The organism is Luteibacter sp., assembly GCF_009912395.1.
Lineage (GTDB): Bacteria > Pseudomonadota > Gammaproteobacteria > Xanthomonadales > Rhodanobacteraceae > Luteibacter.
Genome location: NZ_WNDO01000028.1, coordinates 1 through 17497 on the forward strand (window position 1 = coordinate 1; position 17497 = coordinate 17497).

At 67.0% G+C, this 17497-nt stretch carries 16 protein-coding genes; 2 read left to right on the forward strand and 14 right to left on the reverse strand.

Annotation, left to right across the window (positions count from 1 at the left end):
* Window positions 1–262 (forward strand): IS3 family transposase (locus tag GAK28_RS20080; RefSeq protein ID WP_291774508.1); only part of this gene is annotated, 262 nt, incomplete at its 5' end.
* A gap of 119 nt (window positions 263–381) precedes the next feature.
* Complete coding sequence (locus tag GAK28_RS20085; protein ID WP_291783625.1) at window positions 382–1344, forward strand: XVIPCD domain-containing protein; 963 nt, start codon at window positions 382–384, stop codon at window positions 1342–1344.
* Window positions 1345–1887: 543 nt separating this feature from the next.
* Here the strand turns inward: GAK28_RS20085 and GAK28_RS20090 are convergent.
* The 14 genes from GAK28_RS20090 to GAK28_RS20155 all read right to left on the reverse strand — a co-directional run bounded on the left by GAK28_RS20090 (window position 1888) and on the right by GAK28_RS20155 (window position 17475).
* Entirely contained in the window at window positions 1888–2193 is a 306-nt protein-coding gene (locus tag GAK28_RS20090) for an STAS domain-containing protein (protein WP_291783628.1), read from the reverse strand.
* An 11-nt stretch (window positions 2194–2204) separates the two neighbouring features.
* The gene (locus GAK28_RS20095) at window positions 2205–3386 is read right to left on the reverse strand and encodes a methyl-accepting chemotaxis protein (RefSeq protein ID WP_291783630.1); all 1182 of its coding nucleotides are present in this window, start codon (window positions 3384–3386) and stop codon (window positions 2205–2207) included.
* 14 nt (window positions 3387–3400) lie between these two features.
* Window positions 3401–4528 (reverse strand): chemotaxis response regulator protein-glutamate methylesterase, encoded by a 1128-nt coding sequence (locus GAK28_RS20100; RefSeq protein ID WP_291783632.1) that lies wholly within the window; start codon window positions 4526–4528, stop codon window positions 3401–3403.
* Between the two features lie 73 nt (window positions 4529–4601).
* Complete coding sequence (cheD, locus tag GAK28_RS20105) at window positions 4602–5261, reverse strand: chemoreceptor glutamine deamidase CheD (protein ID WP_291783635.1); 660 nt, start codon at window positions 5259–5261, stop codon at window positions 4602–4604.
* Window positions 5258–6130, reverse strand: a complete 873-nt coding sequence (locus tag GAK28_RS20110) for a protein-glutamate O-methyltransferase CheR (protein WP_291783637.1) — start codon at window positions 6128–6130, stop codon at window positions 5258–5260. The genes cheD and GAK28_RS20110 overlap by 4 nt, the downstream gene beginning before the upstream one ends.
* Before the next feature lie 3 nt (window positions 6131–6133).
* Window positions 6134–7840 (reverse strand): methyl-accepting chemotaxis protein, encoded by a 1707-nt coding sequence (locus tag GAK28_RS20115; RefSeq protein ID WP_291783639.1) that lies wholly within the window; start codon window positions 7838–7840, stop codon window positions 6134–6136.
* An 84-nt stretch (window positions 7841–7924) separates the two neighbouring features.
* Window positions 7925–8437 (reverse strand): chemotaxis protein CheW, encoded by a 513-nt coding sequence (locus GAK28_RS20120; RefSeq protein WP_291783642.1) that lies wholly within the window; start codon window positions 8435–8437, stop codon window positions 7925–7927.
* A 146-nt stretch (window positions 8438–8583) separates the two neighbouring features.
* Entirely contained in the window at window positions 8584–10545 is a 1962-nt protein-coding gene (locus GAK28_RS20125; RefSeq protein ID WP_291783645.1) for a chemotaxis protein CheA, read from the reverse strand.
* Between the two features lie 37 nt (window positions 10546–10582).
* The gene (locus GAK28_RS20130) at window positions 10583–10945 is read right to left on the reverse strand and encodes a response regulator (RefSeq protein WP_291783648.1); all 363 of its coding nucleotides are present in this window, start codon (window positions 10943–10945) and stop codon (window positions 10583–10585) included.
* A gap of 11 nt (window positions 10946–10956) precedes the next feature.
* Window positions 10957–11274: an STAS domain-containing protein gene (locus tag GAK28_RS20135; RefSeq protein WP_291783650.1), complete on the reverse strand. Its 318-nt coding sequence runs from the start codon at window positions 11272–11274 to the stop codon at window positions 10957–10959.
* 79 nt (window positions 11275–11353) lie between these two features.
* The gene (queA, locus tag GAK28_RS20140; RefSeq protein WP_291783653.1) at window positions 11354–12394 is read right to left on the reverse strand and encodes a tRNA preQ1(34) S-adenosylmethionine ribosyltransferase-isomerase QueA; all 1041 of its coding nucleotides are present in this window, start codon (window positions 12392–12394) and stop codon (window positions 11354–11356) included.
* 81 nt (window positions 12395–12475) lie between these two features.
* Entirely contained in the window at window positions 12476–13624 is a 1149-nt protein-coding gene (locus tag GAK28_RS20145; RefSeq protein WP_291783656.1) for a hypothetical protein, read from the reverse strand.
* A 288-nt stretch (window positions 13625–13912) separates the two neighbouring features.
* On the reverse strand, window positions 13913–16285 hold the full coding sequence (locus GAK28_RS20150) for a hypothetical protein (RefSeq protein WP_291783660.1): 2373 nt from the start codon (window positions 16283–16285) through the stop codon (window positions 13913–13915).
* Window positions 16282–17475: a DUF3142 domain-containing protein gene (locus tag GAK28_RS20155; protein ID WP_291783662.1), complete on the reverse strand. Its 1194-nt coding sequence runs from the start codon at window positions 17473–17475 to the stop codon at window positions 16282–16284. The genes GAK28_RS20150 and GAK28_RS20155 overlap by 4 nt, the downstream gene beginning before the upstream one ends.
* Window positions 17476–17497 lie beyond the last annotated feature (22 nt).

The window sequence follows — 17497 nt, forward strand, 5'->3', positions numbered from 1 at the left end:
GCGCGAGCACCGCGCCCTGTTGGAGCAATACGCTTTGATCGCCAGCATGAGTGCCAGAGGCAACTGCTACGACAACGCAGCAATGGAGAGTTGGAACCACAGTCTGAAGGTCGAGGCCATCCATGGTGAACACCTCGCCACACGGGAGCAGGCCAAGGCTCATGTGTTTGACTACATTGAGGTTGACTACAATCGGATCCGGCTGCACTCGACCCTGGGCTACCTCAGCCCAGAGCAGTACGAGCTGGCCAATGTCGCTTAGATAGGTGTCCGTAAATCAGGGGCAAGATCAGCTTTCTCAACATCACTGTTCCTGGCTCTCACTCCGACATCGGCGGCAGCTACCACGTCGACGGCCTCGCCATCCTCAATGGCAACCTGATGACCGATTTCATCAACGCGCATAGCGATGTGCCGTTGCTGGAGCGGCGGCCGGAGCCTGACGATCCTTCGCGTTATGTGATTCATCGTTCCGAGGAACATCTGTTCATCTACGGGACCTCGACCTTCGAACGCGACGGTATGCGCGATGTCGTCGGCTCCCAGATATCGCCGCCGCATTGCCGCCTGGTGGAGGTATGCGCACCGCCGGAGCCGCTTGATCCTGCGTTGCTTCCCCTGATCGGTGAGCGGCATCCGGTGCAGGTCCATGCGCCGGTGATTCCTGAGATGCCCGCGTTGGCTACACAGGGACCCTCCATGGAACAGCAGCCGCCAACCAGTGCCCTGACGGCCGAGCAGGTACACGCCGTGCTGCATGAAAGGACGGTCGACGATGCGCATCGGGTCAATCTCACTCCGGGTAACGAACACGATGTCGCGTCGCCTGCATCGGGTGCGGTCGACTTGCCGTCGCTTTCGTCTCCCCTGTCATCCCTGGAGACATCGTCCTCTTTGGAGCAAGAGGCGGCGGTGTCCACGCGCGACCCGCGCCACCCAGACCATCCCGATAACAGGATGTTCGATGCCATCTCGATCCATCTCGGCGAAATTCACGCGCATGCAGGCATCGACCTTACCCGGGAGCAGATGGATAACCTGAGTGCCGCTGTCCTGGTCGCTGCCAAGAAGAGCGGGCTGGAGAACGTAACCGATGCGATGTTGGGCCGGAACGACAATGGGCAATTGAACGGCACGGTCCATGTGTTCGATGCGTTCCATGGCGATATCCGGGATCCGCGCACGGGGTGGGCGGGGTTGGATGCGTCCAAGGCGATCAATATTCCGGTGGAGGTATCGGTGGATCGGCTGGAGGGCGTCAACCAGGGTATCGAGCAACAGCAACAGGCGATGGCTGTCGAGCGGGCGCAGCAGCAGGGTTTGGGGATGTCGATGGGGTTGTAGGTAATGTTGGGGGCCTTCGGTTTCATGGCGTTCTATAGGGGCGCGCTTGCGCGCGATCGCGGGTTGCCGCGAGCACCCATCGCGCGCAAGCGCGCTCCTACAGGTCAACGGGGGCGCGAGCACCCATCGCCGATCGCATCGGCAATTCCCACAAGGGTGCCTCACCATACGGAGAGCCGTCGGGCCGCCGCCGGGGCGCGACTTGAGGAGCCGAGGGTAGGTGGGCGAAAAAGGCCGCGCAGCGGTGGCGGTTAGGATGACCGCCATTCCTCGCCGAGGCAGGATGCCGAGTCGAGGAACCTCGACCACCTGCCCGAGCCCGAAGGGGCGAAGCCATAAGACACCGGCCGCGCAGCGGCCAACCTTTCCCGAGGGACGGCGGAGCCGGCGCGCCCCGGCGGCGGCCCGGCGGCTCCACTAGCCACGCCCGAGCGCCGATGCGATGCCGCAGGCGAGCCCCACCCTACGAAGCGAACAACAGCCATAAAAAACGCCCCGGTCTCCCGAGGCGTCTCCGTGACATCCCTTTCGGTGTGGGTACCGTCAGTGCACGGTGAAAAGCTTATCGAAGCCCGCAATACGCAGCGTGTTACGAAGCTGGGGACTCGCGTTGACCAGGCGAATGTCCGCGCGGTCGCCGCCAGCATGCTCGCGCAGGAGCATCAGCATGCCCAGCGCGGAGCTGTCCATGGTGGCGACGTCTTCCAGGTCGAACACGTAGCTGCGCGCGGCGGCGATGTCGCCCAGGCAGGCATCATGGAAGACGCGGTGGATCGAGAAGTCGAAGCGCTCACCCAGGTGGAGGGTGAGGCAGCCCTGTTCGGTGTCGTGGTGGATGTTGATGGCCATGATGGAATCCCTCAGAACAGGTCGATGTCGCCGGCGGCCATGGACTGCTGCAGCGCGGGGCCGCGCGAGCGCAGGCGGGCGCGTTCGCGCTGCTCGGCCAGGCGGGTGCGCACGCGCTGGGCGCGGGCACCCAGCTCGTTGGCATCGGTCGGCGCGCAGGCCAGCTCTTCGATATCGCGGGTGCAATCGGCGGTGACTTCCTGCAGCTCGACCAGGCGGGAACGCGTCTGGTGCAGCAGCTGGCTCAGGATGTCCTCGAACTGCAGCGAACGGATGGTGGTGGACACGTCGTTGCCCAGGCCGCGGTTGATCGTGGCGGCCTCGTCGGCGGCGGCGCTGGTGCGGGCATTCGTTTCGGTGATGTTCGACATCATCTCGTCGATGTCACCCTTGGCCTGGAGGGCCACGTTCATGTCCTGCGAGGCCATGTGGCCGACCAGCTCACGCAGCTGCTCCATCGCCGTGCGCGAACGCTCGACGTGGGTACCGATCTTCTCGTTGAACTGGTTGCTGTGCTGGGCGAGGTTGCGGATCTCACCGGCCACCACCGCGAAGCCGCGACCGGATTCACCGGCACGAGCCGCTTCGATGGCCGCGTTCAGCGCCAGCAGGTTGGTCTCTTCGGCGATCGTGTTCACGTTCTTCAGCAGGGCGAACACCGCGTCCATCTCCTTCGCCATGCCGTCGATGCGGTAGACGATGCGCAGGCTTTCGCGCGACAGCTGGACGATCAGGCCGACGAAGTGTTCCAGCAGGCCGGCGGTGCGGGAGGCGAAGTCCTGCACCGAGATGCCCTTGCCGCCGCTCTCGATGATCTCACCGAGCAGCTTCTGCTGCTTGCCGGTCTTCTGCGACAGGCCATTGAAGCCGCCGCCCAGTTCCGCGACGGCGTCGCGCAGCAGGTCCAGGGCCTGATTCAGTTCGCGGCTGGCGTGGCCCAATTCGTCCACGATGGCGCTGCGCACGTCTTCCATGGCTTCGCGCACGGAGGCCGCGTCGCTGGACGTGCTGTTGAGCACCACCTCGACTTCAGGCACGGGCGCCGGGCGCAGGCTGATCGCGATCCAGGTCGCGGTGAGCAGCGCCACCACCACCGGGGCGACCCAGGCCGCGTGGAACACGAGGACCAGGAGCAGCGCGACGCCGCTGGCGGCAAAGCCGAGGCTGCGTTCGTTCTTGGGAATGACCATCATGGAAGTCTCGTTCTTCAGGTGCCGACGCGCGCGGCGGCGGAAACGGGTGTATGGGCAAGCGCGAGCAGCCGCGCGGCGATAGCGTCCAGGGCCAGCATCTCGCTGGCCGCGCCGGCCTTCCAGGCGGCGCCGGGCATGCCCCAGACGACCGAGCTGGCCTCGTCCTGGACGAGGGTCGGCGCGCCGGCTTCCTTGAGTTCGGCCAGGCCACGCGCACCGTCGTCGCCCATGCCGGTCAGCAGGCAGCCGATGGTGGCGGCGCCGACACTCGCGGCCATGGAGCGGAACAACACGTCCACCGACGGCTTGTGCCGGTTCACCGACGGGCCATCGTGCAGGCGGCAGACGTGGCGGGCACCGTCCCACATCACCAGCAGATGCTGGCTGCCGGGGGCGATGTAGGCGTGGCCGGGCTGGATGGGCTGTCCGTCGCGGGCTTCGCAAACCTTCATCGCCGAGCAGGTGTCCATGCGCGCCGCGAAGGGGCCGCTGAAAGCGGCGGGAATATGCTGGGTGATGACGATCGGCGGCGCCGTCGGCGGCATCGCCTCGAGCACCACGCGGATCGCCTCGGTGCCACCCGTGGAGGCGCCGATGGCGATGATGCGGGTACCGCCGCGCGTACCCGGCGTCTGCGCACGCGGCAGCACCGCGTCGGCGGACAGGCGCGGGGCCACGTCGAGCTTCACGACATCGAGCTTGGCCACGTCGATCTTCGACACGGCGGTGCGCTCGCGCGGACGCGCGCCCGCGGCGAGGCGGACCTTCGCGCAGATCTCCGGCGCGTGGTCCATGAAGGTGTTGGCGAGGTCGGCGGCCGGCTTGGTGAAGAAATCCACCGCGCCCAGCTCCAGCGCGCGCAGGGTGACGTCCGCGCCGCGCTCGGTCAGCGTGGAGACCATCACCACCGGCATCGGACGCAGGCGCATGAGGTTCTCGAGGAAGGTCAGGCCGTCCATGCGCGGCATCTCGACGTCGAGCGTGAGCACGTCGGGATTGAGGGCCTTGATCTTCTCGCGCGCGATCAGCGGGTCCGGGGCCGTGCCCACCACCTCGATACCCGGATCGGATTCGAGCATGGCGGTCAGCACCTTACGAACCAGGGCCGAGTCGTCGACGATGAGGACGCGTACTTTCTGCATGGGCTCTTGCCGCTGGGTTGGCTGGACATCCTTGTCGGCAAGCCGACCGGACCGTGGAACAGGAAGCGGAGCGTCAGAACAGCTCCACCTCTCCCTTTATCGGATCGTCGGCCAATCGCTTGAGGTACCGCTTCTCGCGATCGGCCAGGTGTGTGTCGTGGATGGCGCGCAGCTGGCGCACGCGCACCTTGCCGCTCACCGGGAAAAACTGGACATGGCGCGGATAGATGTCACCCACGTCGGCCGCGCAGAGCTTCAGCTTCTCCGTGGCGATGTACCGCTGCACGAAGGCGATGTTGCGCTGGCCGATGTCGGTCATCGTGGACAGCACGCGACCGCCGCCGAAGATTTTCACCTCGAGGTCGTCGCGACGGCCGCCGGCCTTGAGGATGGCGTTGATCAGCTGCTCCATCGCGTCGTTGCCGTAGCGCGCGGCGCGGCCGACGGTGGAGCTCCAGCCGTCGCGCTCGCCCGTGGGCTCGGGCAGCATGAAGTGGTTCATGCCGCCAATGCGACGGCGCGTGTCGCGGATGCAGGCCGAGACGCAGGAGCCAAGCACGGTCGAGATCATCTCTTCCTGCGTGCTCACGTAGTACTCGCCAGGAAGGATCTTCACCGTCACCACTTCCTGGGCGGGATCCCAGAAACGGCGCACGTGCTCGAAGCCGGGCAGCACGCTCTTGGGATCGAACCCCACGAAGGTACGGGGTTGTGCGACGAAGGTGTCGCTCATGTGCGCTTCCGGTAGACCGTGCGGCCGATCAGGTCGAAGTCCTCGGACAGTCCGTACATGGATTCCGAGTGTCCGAGGAAAAGATAGCCGCGGCTTTCCAGCATGCCGGCATAACGAGAGAACAGGCGCTGCTTCGTGGGCTTGTCGAAATAGATGACCACGTTGCGGCAGAAAATGGCATCGAAGCGGCCCTGCATGGGCCATTCGTGCAGCAGATTGAGCGGCTGCACCGTCACGAGTTCGCGCAGGCGCGGATGCACGCGGGCATAGCCGTCGTAGGCACCTTCGCCGCGCTGGAACCAGCGCTTGCGACGGGCGTCGTCCACGCCACCCAAGCGGTCCACCGGATAGACACCCTTGCGGGCGACTTCCAGGGCCTGCGGCGACAGGTCGGTGGCGAGGATCTTCGCGTCGATGGACGCGCCGCTGCGCTCCAGCGCCTCGGCCAGCACCATGGCGATGGCGTAGGGCTCCTCGCCCGTCGAACAACCGGCCGACCAGATACGCAGGCGGCCGCCCTTCTTTTCCGCGAGCCAGCGCGGCAGCAACTCGTCCACCAACATGTCGTAGTGGTGCATCTCGCGGAAGAACGAGGTGACGTTGGTGCTGATGCAGCTAGCCAGCTCGCCCAGCTCGGAGGCGGGATCGTTGCGGAGCACGTCGCAGTACGCGGCGAAGCCCGACAGGTTCAGCGCGCGCAGGCGGCGCAGCAAGCGCCCCTGCACGAGCTGTCGCTTGTGTTCGCCCAGCGAGATACCGCAATGCTGGAGCACGAACTCACGCAGGAAGGTGAACTCGGCTTCGCCGAGGACCGGACCGGAGGCGCCCGCCGGAACGACGGCATCGCCGTTGTTGACGAGCGCGTTCATCGATCAGAACTCCTTCCACACGCCGCTGTCGGCGGATTCCACCGGGCGCGACGGACGGGCCGCCGGGGCGCTGCTGCGCACCTGGGCGAACACGGTCTCCATCTCCACCTGGGTGGCGTCCTTGCGCGGGGCGCGGGCGGCGGCAGCCTGGCCGCTGACCTGGAAGAACGACACCTGGCGGCTCAGCTCGGTGGCCTGCTCGTGCATCGCACGAGCGGCGGCGGCCGACTCTTCCACCAGCGCAGCGTTCTGCTGGGTCATTTCGTCCATCTGCAGCACGGCGTGGTTCACCTGGTCGATACCGGCCGACTGCTCGGAGCTGGCCGCGGCGATCTCGGCGACGATGTCGGTCACCTTCTTCACGCTGTCGACGATCTCGGCGAGCGCCTTGCCCGACTGGTCCACCAGCTCCGAACCGGTCTTGACCTTGTTCGCGCTATCGTTGATGAGGCCCTTGATCTCCTTGGCGGCACCGGCCGAACGCTGGGCCAGGTTACGCACCTCGGTGGCGACCACGGCGAAGCCGCGGCCCTGCTCGCCTGCACGCGCCGCTTCCACGGCGGCGTTGAGCGCCAGCAGGTTGGTCTGGAACGCGATCTCGTCGATGAGGCTGACGATGTCGGAGATCTTCTTCGACGAGGCGTTGATCTCGCGCATGGCGACGACGGTCTGCGCGACGACTTCACCACCCTTCTCCGCCTGCTCGCGGGCACCGCGAGCGAGCTGGTTGGCGTGGCTGGCGTTCTCGGCGTTCTGCTTCACGGTGGAGGTCATTTCCTCCATCGACGAGGCGGTTTCTTCCAGGCTCGAGGCCTGTTCCTGCGTGCGCTGCGACAGGTCGTCGTTGCCGCGCGAGATCTGCTGCGCGGCGGTGCTGACCGAGGTCGAACCGTGGCGCACTTCGGTGACGATGGCGGCGAGGCGGTCGTCCATCGCGCGGAAGGCGGACTGCAGCTGGCCCAGCTCGTCGGTGCGGGTCACCTGGATGTCGTGACCGAGCTTGCCGGCGGCGATTTCGTGAGCGATGGCCACCGTCTGCGACAGCGTGCGGATGACCGAGCGGATGACCAGCACGGCGATGGCGAGGCAGATCACCAGGCCGATGAGCAGCGAGGCGATCGACAGCGCGCGGATCGTCTTGTACTGCGAGGTTTCCTTCTCGAAGATCGCGGCGGCTTCGTCGCGCTTGGCTTCGATCAGCTTGCCGAGCTGGGCCTGGCGGTCCATCAACAGCGGGCGGACCTGCATTTCGAGCACGTCGGTGGAACCCTGGTCACCCTGATTCAGGGCGTCGACCATGTCGTTCTTCGCCGAGCCGTAGTCGTCGTTGGTGGCCTGCCACTTTTCGAACAGCTTCTTGATGTCGTCGGACATCCGCACCTTCAGGAAGGTGGCCTTGTTGGCCTCCATCTCGTTCTGGTACTTCTGGAACTCGGCGACTTTCTGCTTGACCTGGTCGGGGTTGCCGACCTTGGCAGCGGCCTCACCCAGCACCACGAACGACATCAGCGATTCGGTGTTCACCCGGCTCAGCAGCTCGGACGGAACCAGCTCTTCCTCGTAGATCTGGCGCATGCCTTCGTTCTGGAAGTGCATCGCGCCCAGGCCCACCGCCGCGCCGCCGAACAGCATCAGCGTGAGCAGGCCGAGCACGCCGTAGAGGCGTCCGCGAATGGTCAGGGCGGGAATCTTAAAGTTGAACTTCTTCATCACGGTTCCAATCGTCAAGGTGCGGCAAGGACGTTCCGGGCATCACACACCGAACGGAGCTCCCCCCCGCCGGCGTTCTTACGCTCAGGCGACGGCTTTCGCTTCGGGGGAAGCCAGGGCGGCTTCCAGCATTTGTGCGTCCTGCGGCTGAAGCAGGCGATCCACGTCGAGCAGGAGAACCATGCGCTCGCCGACGGAGGTGAGTCCCTTCAGGTATTCGGTATCGACGGTGGTGCCCATGTCGGGCACGGGGCGGACGCTGCCAGGCGCGACCTCCACCACGTCGGAGACGGCATCGACCACGATGCCGAACTGGCGGCCGGCCACCATCACGATGACGCAGACGGTGGTGGCGGTGTATTCCTCGCGGGTAAGGCCGAAGCGCAGGCGCAGGTCCAGCACCGGCACGATGGCGCCGCGCAGGTTGAGCACGCCGAGCACGTAGGACGGGGCCTGCGGGATGCGGGTCACCGCTGTCCAGCCACGGATTTCGCGGACGGCGAGGATATCGACGCCGTATTCCTCGTTACCGAGGTTCACGGTGAGGTACTGCGCGGCCTCGTCGGTCGCGATGGCGCTGATGGCTGGCTGATTCATGTCGTTCCCACGGCGGATCGATACGGCGGCTGTGGCCCCCTTCGGGAGGGGTATCGGCAGGGAACGGGGCGACTTGAGGGAAATCTCGCGCGAAATACGGCCGGATACGGGCATCCCCGGTGGGAGCCGCCCCGGCAAATACCTCGTCAGGCCGCCTTGCGGCGGCCCTGCATGCGGACCAGGCCGGTCACGTCGGCGATCAGGGCCACCGAGCCGTCGGCCAGGATGGTGGCGCCGGAAATGCCCGCGACGCGGCGATAGTTGGCTTCCAGCGACTTGACCACGGCCTGCTGCTGGCCGATCAGTTCGTCCACGAACAGGCCGATGCGGGTGCCTTCGGCCTCCACGATGATGACGATGCCCTGGTCCACGCCCAGCCGGCTACCGTCGCAGCCGAACACGTCGTACAGGCGGACGATGGGCAGCCATTCCTCGCGGAAACGGAACAGCTCGCCGCCGCCGACCACGCTGCGCACGGCATCGGCCTTCACCTGCACCGACTCCACGATGGAGACCAGCGGCACGATGTAGGTCTCGCCGCCCACGGCCGCGGTGAGGCCGTCGATGATCGCGAGGGTGAGCGGCAGCGTGATGGTGAACGTGGTGCCCTTGCCGTGCACGCTGCGGATACTGACCGTACCGCCCAGGTCCATCACGTTGCGGCGGACCACGTCCATGCCCACGCCACGGCCCGAGAGGTCGGTGGTGGCGGCGGCGGTGGAGAAACCCGGCTCGAAGATCAGCTCGGCCACGGCGTCGTCGGACATGCCCTCGCCCGAGGCGATCAGGCCACGCTGCACGGCCTTGGCCACGATGGCGTCGCGGTTGAGGCCCGCGCCGTCGTCGGCCACTTCCACCACGATGGAGCCGCCACGGTGGAAGGCCTCCATGCGCAGGGTGCCGGTGTCGGTCTTGCCGGCGCCGAGGCGCTTGGCCGGAATTTCCAGGCCATGGTCGATGGCATTGCGGACCAGGTGGACCAGCGGGTCGCCGATCTTCTCCAGCACCGTCTTGTCGAGTTCGGTGGTCTCGCCGCGCAGGTCGAGCACCACCTTCTTGTCCAGCTTCTGCGCGAGGTCGCGGACCAGGCGCGGGAAGCGGTTGAACACCGTGCTGATCGGCAGCATGCGGATGCTCATCACGCTCTCCTGCAGCTCGCGCGTGTGGCGCGCCAGCTGGCCAAGGCCGTGACGGAACATCTCCAGCTGCGCATCGGGCACACCGTCGTTGAACTGGCTGAGCATCGCCTGGGTGATGACCAACTCGCCCACCAGGTTGATGAGCATGTCGATCTTCTCGATGCCCACGCGCACCGAGCTGGCTTCGCTATTGGTCGCCACTTCGCGCACGGCGCGCGGTGCGGCGGCCGGGGCCACCGCCACGGGAGCCGCCGGGGCGGCCACGCGCGGGGTGACGGTCAGTTCGCAGTCGCCGTCCACCCAGTCGAACACGCCTTCGACGGCGGCACGCTTGGCGCCGGCATCGAGACGCAGCTGGTAGGCAAGGTACGAGGCCGTCGGGTCCATATCGGCCAGCGACGGCAGCTTCGAGGCGTCCACCGTGGTCGTCAGGGGGCCCAGGGCCTCCAGTTCGCGGAACATGCGCGCCGGATCGTTACCGGACTTCAGCAGGTAGTCGAACGGGCGGAAGGCGATGTCCCAGCCTTCCACCGTCTCTGTCGCGGCAGCGGCCTTGGCCTGTGCCGGGGCAGCCGAGCCGCCGGAGACCATGGCCGACAGCTCGGCCAGCAAGGCCTGGCTTTCGGCGGTGGCACCGGGCTGGCCGGCCATCTGCAACGAGAGCATGTCGCGGATGATGTCGCCCGAGCGCAGCAGCAGCTCGACGACGGCCTTTTCCATCGGACGGCGGCCGCTGCGGACCTCGTCCATCAGGTTCTCGGCCACATGGGTGAAGGCCGCCACGTCGGCAAAACCGAACGTGGCCGCGCCGCCCTTGATCGAGTGGGCGGCACGGAACACGACGTTGATCAATTCCGGATCGTCGGCACCCTCGTCCAGCGCCAGGAGCGCCTGCTCCATGGCGTCGAGGCCGTCGAGGCTTTCCTCGTGGAAGGCCTTGTGGAATTGCGCCAGATCGACTTTGGACATGGTGGAACCCTGGAAAGACCGAACGTCGTGGAGTGGATCAGCCGAGCACGCGGGCGACGGTCGCCAGCAGCTGGTCGGGATCGAACGGCTTGACCAGCCAGCCGGTGGCACCGGCCGCCTTGCCTTCCATCTTCTTGTTGGTGTCCGACTCGGTGGTCAGCATGAGAATGGGCACGCCGCTGTAGCCGGACATCGTGCGCATTTCACGGACCATCGAGATGCCGTCCATGACGGGCATGTTCACGTCGGCCAGCACCAGGTCGAACTTGTGAACACCGGCCTGGTCGAGCGCCGCGCGGCCGTTATCGGCCTCTTCGACGTCATGGCCCGCGCCGCGAAGGGTGAAGGCCACCATGCTGCGCATGGAAGCCGAGTCGTCTACCGCAAGAATCTTTGCCATCGGTGCACCTATCAGTTCACGCCGGCAGGCGCCGGCAGTTCAATCAATTCGTTGAGGCCCAGCACGGCCACGCCGCGCCGGAGGCTGTCGCTCGCGCCGGTCCAGCCAACCGCGAGGCCGGCCACGCGCGCGTCACGGGAAAAGGCGGCCAGCACCTGGAGACCGGCGGTGTCGACCTGGCCGACCGCGCTGCCATCCAGGTCGACGGGAGCGCCAGCGCCGAGGGCGGCCAGCAAGGTATCGCGCAGCGCCGGCGCCGCGCCGATGCGCAGGTCCGCGTCAAGCGCAATGGTCGCGCGTGCGCTGTCTTTGGAGGATTTCCTGGCCATGGTCCCTACCTGTGATTCCCCGTGACACTTCGCCCCGGGGAGGTGTTCGGCAGGCTTATCGGCCCTAGGCCGGAAACCTTTAGGCCGGCCGGACAACCGGCGGCAGGATCAGCATGGCGTCGCCGTAGGAGAAGAAGCGATAGCGCTGGAGCACGGCGTAGCGGTAGGCGTCGAGGATCGCTTCCTTGCCCGCCAGGGCGGAGACCAGCATGAGCAGGGTCGACTGCGGCAGGTGGAAGTTGGTGACCAGCGCGTCCACGCTGGTGATCTTGTAACCGGGGAAGATGAAGATCTGCGTCTCGCCCGCGAACGGACGCAGCACGCCCTCGACCGTGGCGCTTTCCAGCGCACGCACCACCGTGGTGCCCACGGCCACCACGCGGCCGCCGGCGGCACGCGTGGCGCGGATCTTCTCCACTAGCGAAGCGCCCACGTTGAGCCATTCGCGGTGCATGACGTGGTCGCGCACGTCCTCGGCGCGCATGGGCTGGAAGGTGCCCGCGCCCACGTGCAGGGTGACGTAGCCGAAGTCCACGCCACGCTCGCGCAGGCGCTCCAGCAGGGCTTCGTCGAAATGCAGGCCGGCCGTCGGCGCGGCCACCGCGCCCGGCTCGCGGGCGAACACGGTCTGGTAGCGCTCCTTGTCGGAGGTGTCGGCGCCGCGTTCGATGTAGGGCGGCAAGGGCATCTCGCCCAAGCGGGAGAGCACGCGCTCCAACGGCTCGTCGCCCTCGAAGCGCAGCATGAAGAACTCGCCGTCGCGCCCCAGCACAGTGATGACGCTGCCGTCGGCCAGGATGATCCGGCCGCCTTCTTTCGGCTTCTTGCTGACACCGAGCTGGGCCCGCGCCTCGTGGGCGCCGGTGACCCGCTCGATCAGGATCTCGACCGCGCCGCCCGACTCCTTGTGCCCGTGCAGGCGCGCCGGAAGCACGCGGGTGTCGTTGAAGATCAGCAGGTCGCCGGGCTGGAGCATGTCCGGCAGCTCGTAGAACTTGCGGTCCTTCTTGGTGCGCGCCGCCGCGTCGAGCACGAGCAGCCAGCTCCCCGAGCGGCGCTCAAGCGGAGCCTGGGCGATCAGGTCGGGCGGCAGTTCGAAGTCGAAGTCGGATTTCTTCACGAGGCGGGCCGGTGGCGCAGGGGGGCGTCGATTATCGCGCAATCGGCCGGGCCATGGCGGGAGCGCCCCGGCCACGCGCGATCAGGCGCTTCCGATGTCGATGTCGAAGGTGAACAGGATGCCGAGCAAGGTCATGGCCAGCACCGAAATCGACAGCCATAGCGCGCCGAAGCGTGGACGCTCCTCCGCCCAGGCCGCCAGCGCGATGAAGACGCCCGGTGCGACGCCGATGTAGCGCGTCATGGAAATCAGCGTGCCCGTGGACAAGGGAGCCAGCACGGTCAACGCGGTGAACACGGCCAGATCACGCCATCCGCGCCTCCAGCAGGCGACGACGCTGCATAGCGCCACGACGGTGAGCGAAAAATTCAGGAGCCTCGGATTCCAGGGCATCGCGATCTTGAGCGGCCGATTGACGTAGTCCATCAACGCGACCCACGGCGGTTGCAGCTCGCGCCCCCATTTGATCTGGATGTCCTTGAAGGCGAACGGATTGCCGGTGATCTTCCACAGATAGACCATGTAGGCAGCCAGCCCTACCCCGATCAACGCCAGTTTCGCCACGTCCATCGGGCGGCGTTCGCCACGGAACCAGCGATCGATGAAGATGGCTGGCGCGAGGAAGACGCCGTTCACGCGTGCGCCGCTGGCGATGCCGCCCAGGATGGATGCCCACCACAGACGCTCCGATCGGGCCGCCAGGAGCGATGCCGTCGCCAGCAGGAAAAACAACGACTCACTGTGGGGCAACATCATGAAATACGTGGTGGGCCAGAAACACGCGAAGAGCACGGCCATGTCCGCGACACGATCCGAACCCACAAGACGACGCGCCAGCGTCCACAGCATGCCCAGGCCCAGCCAGGTCAGGACGTTGGCGAGAAGCAACCCGGACCATACCCATTCGCCGGTCAATGCGCCGGCGGCGCGCCACGCCAGGGGATGCAGGGGAAAGAACGCCCAGTTGGCCGCGCGCGAGGTGTCGAACGGACGCTTCTCGTACCCCTCCGTCGCGATGGCGCGATAGAACGTCGCATCCGCCCGGATCGCCACGTTCGACAATCCGTCCGCAACCGCCTGCGGAGAAAGCCGCAGGGACATCCGGTCCTCGGCACCCCAGTGATCCGCGAGCCCTTGCTGAAGGAGCGGAATGGCCGTGAAGACCAGCACGAGCAGCAGCCGGGATATCGCAAAAGGCAGAAACGCCCGGCGCACACCGAGCGGAATCATCCTCGCCAAGCATGACCACGATGAACGCCACCGTGACGAAACGGTGGATTCAGAAACGACGACATCCATAGATTCCCCTGCGCCAGCCGACAGTCCTCGAAGCCGCGCGATGTTACGACATCCCGTGAGTCGGCCGCCAAGGCGGCGTGTAAGTCACGAGCTGCTAAGCGGGCCGCCGTGAACCGTGAGCCACGTCGAGCGCACGGTTCACGCTTTACAGCAGGGCGCTTTGTGCCCTGCGACTCACCGCTCCGATCCATCGCGCGCAAGCGCGCTCCTACATGCGAATCACGTGCTTCGCTTGCGGCGGCGGACGACCACCCAACCGATGCCGGCCAGCACGAGCACCACGATGGCGATCTCGGCCGGCAGCCACTGGCGGACCACGTGCTTGACGGCGCGGATCTGCTCGGCGCGCTTCAGTTCACGGGCTCGGGCGAAGTCGGGTTCCTCGCAGTTCCAGCCGAACGAGTCGGCCCAGTCGACATAGGGGCCCTGCTTCACGTAGCGGGCGTAATACGCCTGCGCGCGTCGCTGCCGTTCGTTGAGCGGCTTGCTGGTGTCGCCGTCCTCGGCCTCGTTGTAGTCCGGCGGCCCCTGGAGCATCCAGTGCGTCGCCATGCACAGCGTGGCCGCGAAGGCCTGCGAGCGCGGCGGCAGCAGGTCGGCGGCGGACACGGCCTTGTCGGCCGCGAGATAGCGGTAATGGAAGCGACGGTCCGGCTGTGCGGCGCTGGCCTGGAAGCGCTGGCGCTCCCCTTCCGTCACGTCGTCGCCCTTGAGGTCCTCCAGCTTGTGGCCGCTACCGCCCTGGAAGCCGCCACCGTTGTCGGCGTAGTCGGGGCCTTGCTCGTAGCCGATCAACTCCATGCCGTGTTCGCGCGCGATCTTCGCGGCGGTATAGCGTGCCTCGGCCTTGCCGATGTCGGTCCACGCATGGTCGCCATCGTGCAGCGCCTCGACATAGGCCTTCGCGGTCGCGCGCAGGTCGACTTCGGCATAGCGCTTGTCGATGCCATCCGGGAAATACGCGTAGGCGTCGTCATAGCGTCCCGCGCGCATCAGGCGACGGGCCAGCAGCCAGCGCAGATGATCGGTCACCGGCAGCGGCTGGTAGGCCTGTTCCTTGTCGTCCTTCGCGGGAGCCGGCGACGCCTTCGGCGCATGCGCGTCCACGAAGGACTTCAGCTCGTCCACCGTCAGCACGCGCTCGGCGATGTAGTCCATGTCGTTGCCGTAGCCGATACCGGCGGAATCACCGTCCTCGTCGTACACGTTGCCGTCGCCGCCAACCTGGGTCGCCGCTTCGTACATGTGGTTCATGGCCTCGACGTACTCGCCGCGAGCCAGGGCCAGCACGCCACGCTCGCCCATCACCTGTTCGATGCTGGACGGCTGCAAGGCGGCCTTGGGATCGTCGGCCTTCGGGAAGGCCTTGGCCGCCTCGGCGTACTCGCGCACGGCGGCGTCGCGATCACCCTTGCGCAGCGCCAGCTTGGCGCGCACCCAGGCGGCGAGCGGACCGTCCGCCTTCGCGGCCAGGCGCTCGGCATCGTCGTAACGCCCCAGTTGGTAGTTCAGCGAGGCAAGGCGATCGGCGGCCGCGACCTTGTCGGGCGCCACCTTGGCGATGGCGTCCACGAGCGTCGTCAGCACCGGCTCCGGCTTGCCGTCAGCGGTTTGCGGCGCGACGCGAGCCAGCGCGTAGGTGACCAGCAGGCGCTGCGACACCGGGCCATCGACGAATGCCGCCACCTGATCGGGATGACCCAGCACCGCGCCTGCGATCGCCGCGAGCGACTGCACTGCGCTGTCGGAACCATGGCCCGCCTGCGCCGCGTACAACGCGATGGCGTGTTTCAGGTCGGCCGGCGCCAGCTTGGCGACGCATTCCCGGTCATTGACCAGATCGACCCAGAGGCAGGATTCGCCACCGGCGCGAAGGCTCAGCGCCGCCTCGGCACCGAAGCTCGCCACGGCCAGGCCCTGGGCATCGGACGCGCCAGCCAGCACGCGGGCACGGACCTGCTGGAACGCCTTCGCGGCCGCGTCGCGCTCCGTCGTGGCCTGTGCGCCCGAAGCATCGTCGGCGCGCAGCGTGTGAATCCGGCCCAGCATGTAGGCCGCCCAGGCGCCACGGTGGGTCGCCTGGTCCTGCGGCAGGGCCAGCACGGCCTCGAAGCGAGACTGCGCGGCGTCCAGTCCGGCCCCGTCGACCGCATTGCACGACGATTCGGTGGTCGCGTCGCCCTCGGTATCGGCGGACGCCTGCGCGTTCTGGCAATCGGCGCCCGACAACTTCCAGGCCACCGCGCCCGCGACATAAAGCCGAACGTCTTCCGGCAAACCGGTGCTTGCGGCGTAAGCCTGATCGCTCGACGGCGAATCCATCAACGCCTTCACCTTCGCCATCTGGTCGGCAGGCAGGTCGTCGGCGATCTTGGGCCCGGACTCCCAACGCTCCGCCTCGACCGCCTTCAGTCCGTCGGTGGCGGGCAACAGGTGCGCCGCTTCGAAGGCGAAGGTGTTCTGCGGCACGGTAGCCAGCGAGCCAGCGCGGTCGTCGAGCATCTGCGACGGGAAGTCCGGGCCGCAGGCCCAGGCAACCGCGCCGGCGAACGCGATGGCACAACCGATCGCGAGCGTGGAGGGCTTCATCATGAAACGGGCTTTCCTTGATGGGATGACAGGGAGAGGGTCGTGCCGGGCGCACAGCGCGCCCAGCCGATGGGTCGTGATGCATGAGCCGGCAGCGGACGCGCCTGCACGGCGACAAGCGACAGGCCATCGCCGGTACGGCGTAACGCGTAGCCGTCGATGCCGTCCGCCACCGTGCAACCTGCGGGCAGCGCGACTCGTGAGGGCGCTTCGACGTCCATGCCGCCGGGGTTTTCGATCACGATGTCAGACGGGCCATCGGCTGTCGGGGTGTTCAGGGACACCGTCACCGGCTGGGTATCGACATGGCCAGTGACGACGCCGCGCCAGGTGGCCAGACTCCAGGCGCGCGTGTCTTCCGGCGTCGGCAGGCGAAACCAAACCAGGCCGCCCAACCGGGCAGGACGATGCGCTTCGAGACGCTGCACGAAGGCAAGCACCGTCGATGGCGCCGCGTACAGTTCCGAGGCGACGGCGCCAGAGGCCAACGCGGCGGATTCGCTTTCCACCGCCAGCAGGGAACCGTCCGCGTTCCAGCTCACCCGCGAGCCGTACGTCGGCAACGCCACGCGGAACGGTTTGCGCGTGTGCGCCGAGAAGTCAGTGATCCAGCCAGCGGCTACATCGGGGTCGAACAGCCCCGCCTGCGGTGCCTGCACGGCATGAACCTGAAGCACGGCCTCGTCGGGAACGGCGAGCAAGGCATCCAGATTCGACGAACCCAGCCAGGTCGGCAGCGCGGTGATCGACAGAGGCGTGGCGCCAAGGCGGTCCTTCAGTTGGCGAAGGAAGGTGGTGTAAGCGGGAAGCCGCGAGGTGGGGCAGTCGTAGTCGATCTCGATACCGGCCATGTGGGGCCAGCGTCGACGCACCTCGTCGATGTGTCCGATGAGTTCATCGGTATCGAAACGAGCCAGTCGGCCGTCGATGCGCACCACGGCGATGGCGGGACGTCCGCCTTGCACGGGGAGATCGGGCGTGAACACATGGAAACGACCGTCACGATCGGCCTGCGCCGCCAGGACGCGCCAATCGCGCACGAGATCGTTCGAGGCCGCGATGGCATCGCGAAGGCCCGGGGTCCACTGGCGCTGCCAGATATAGGCGTCATGGGTAAGCGGCGGCGCACGATCGCAGGCGGCGAGCAACGCAAGCGCCACGAGCGACGACACTGTCCGAACGATCTTCCTCACGCCGTGGGCCCCTTACCGCGCG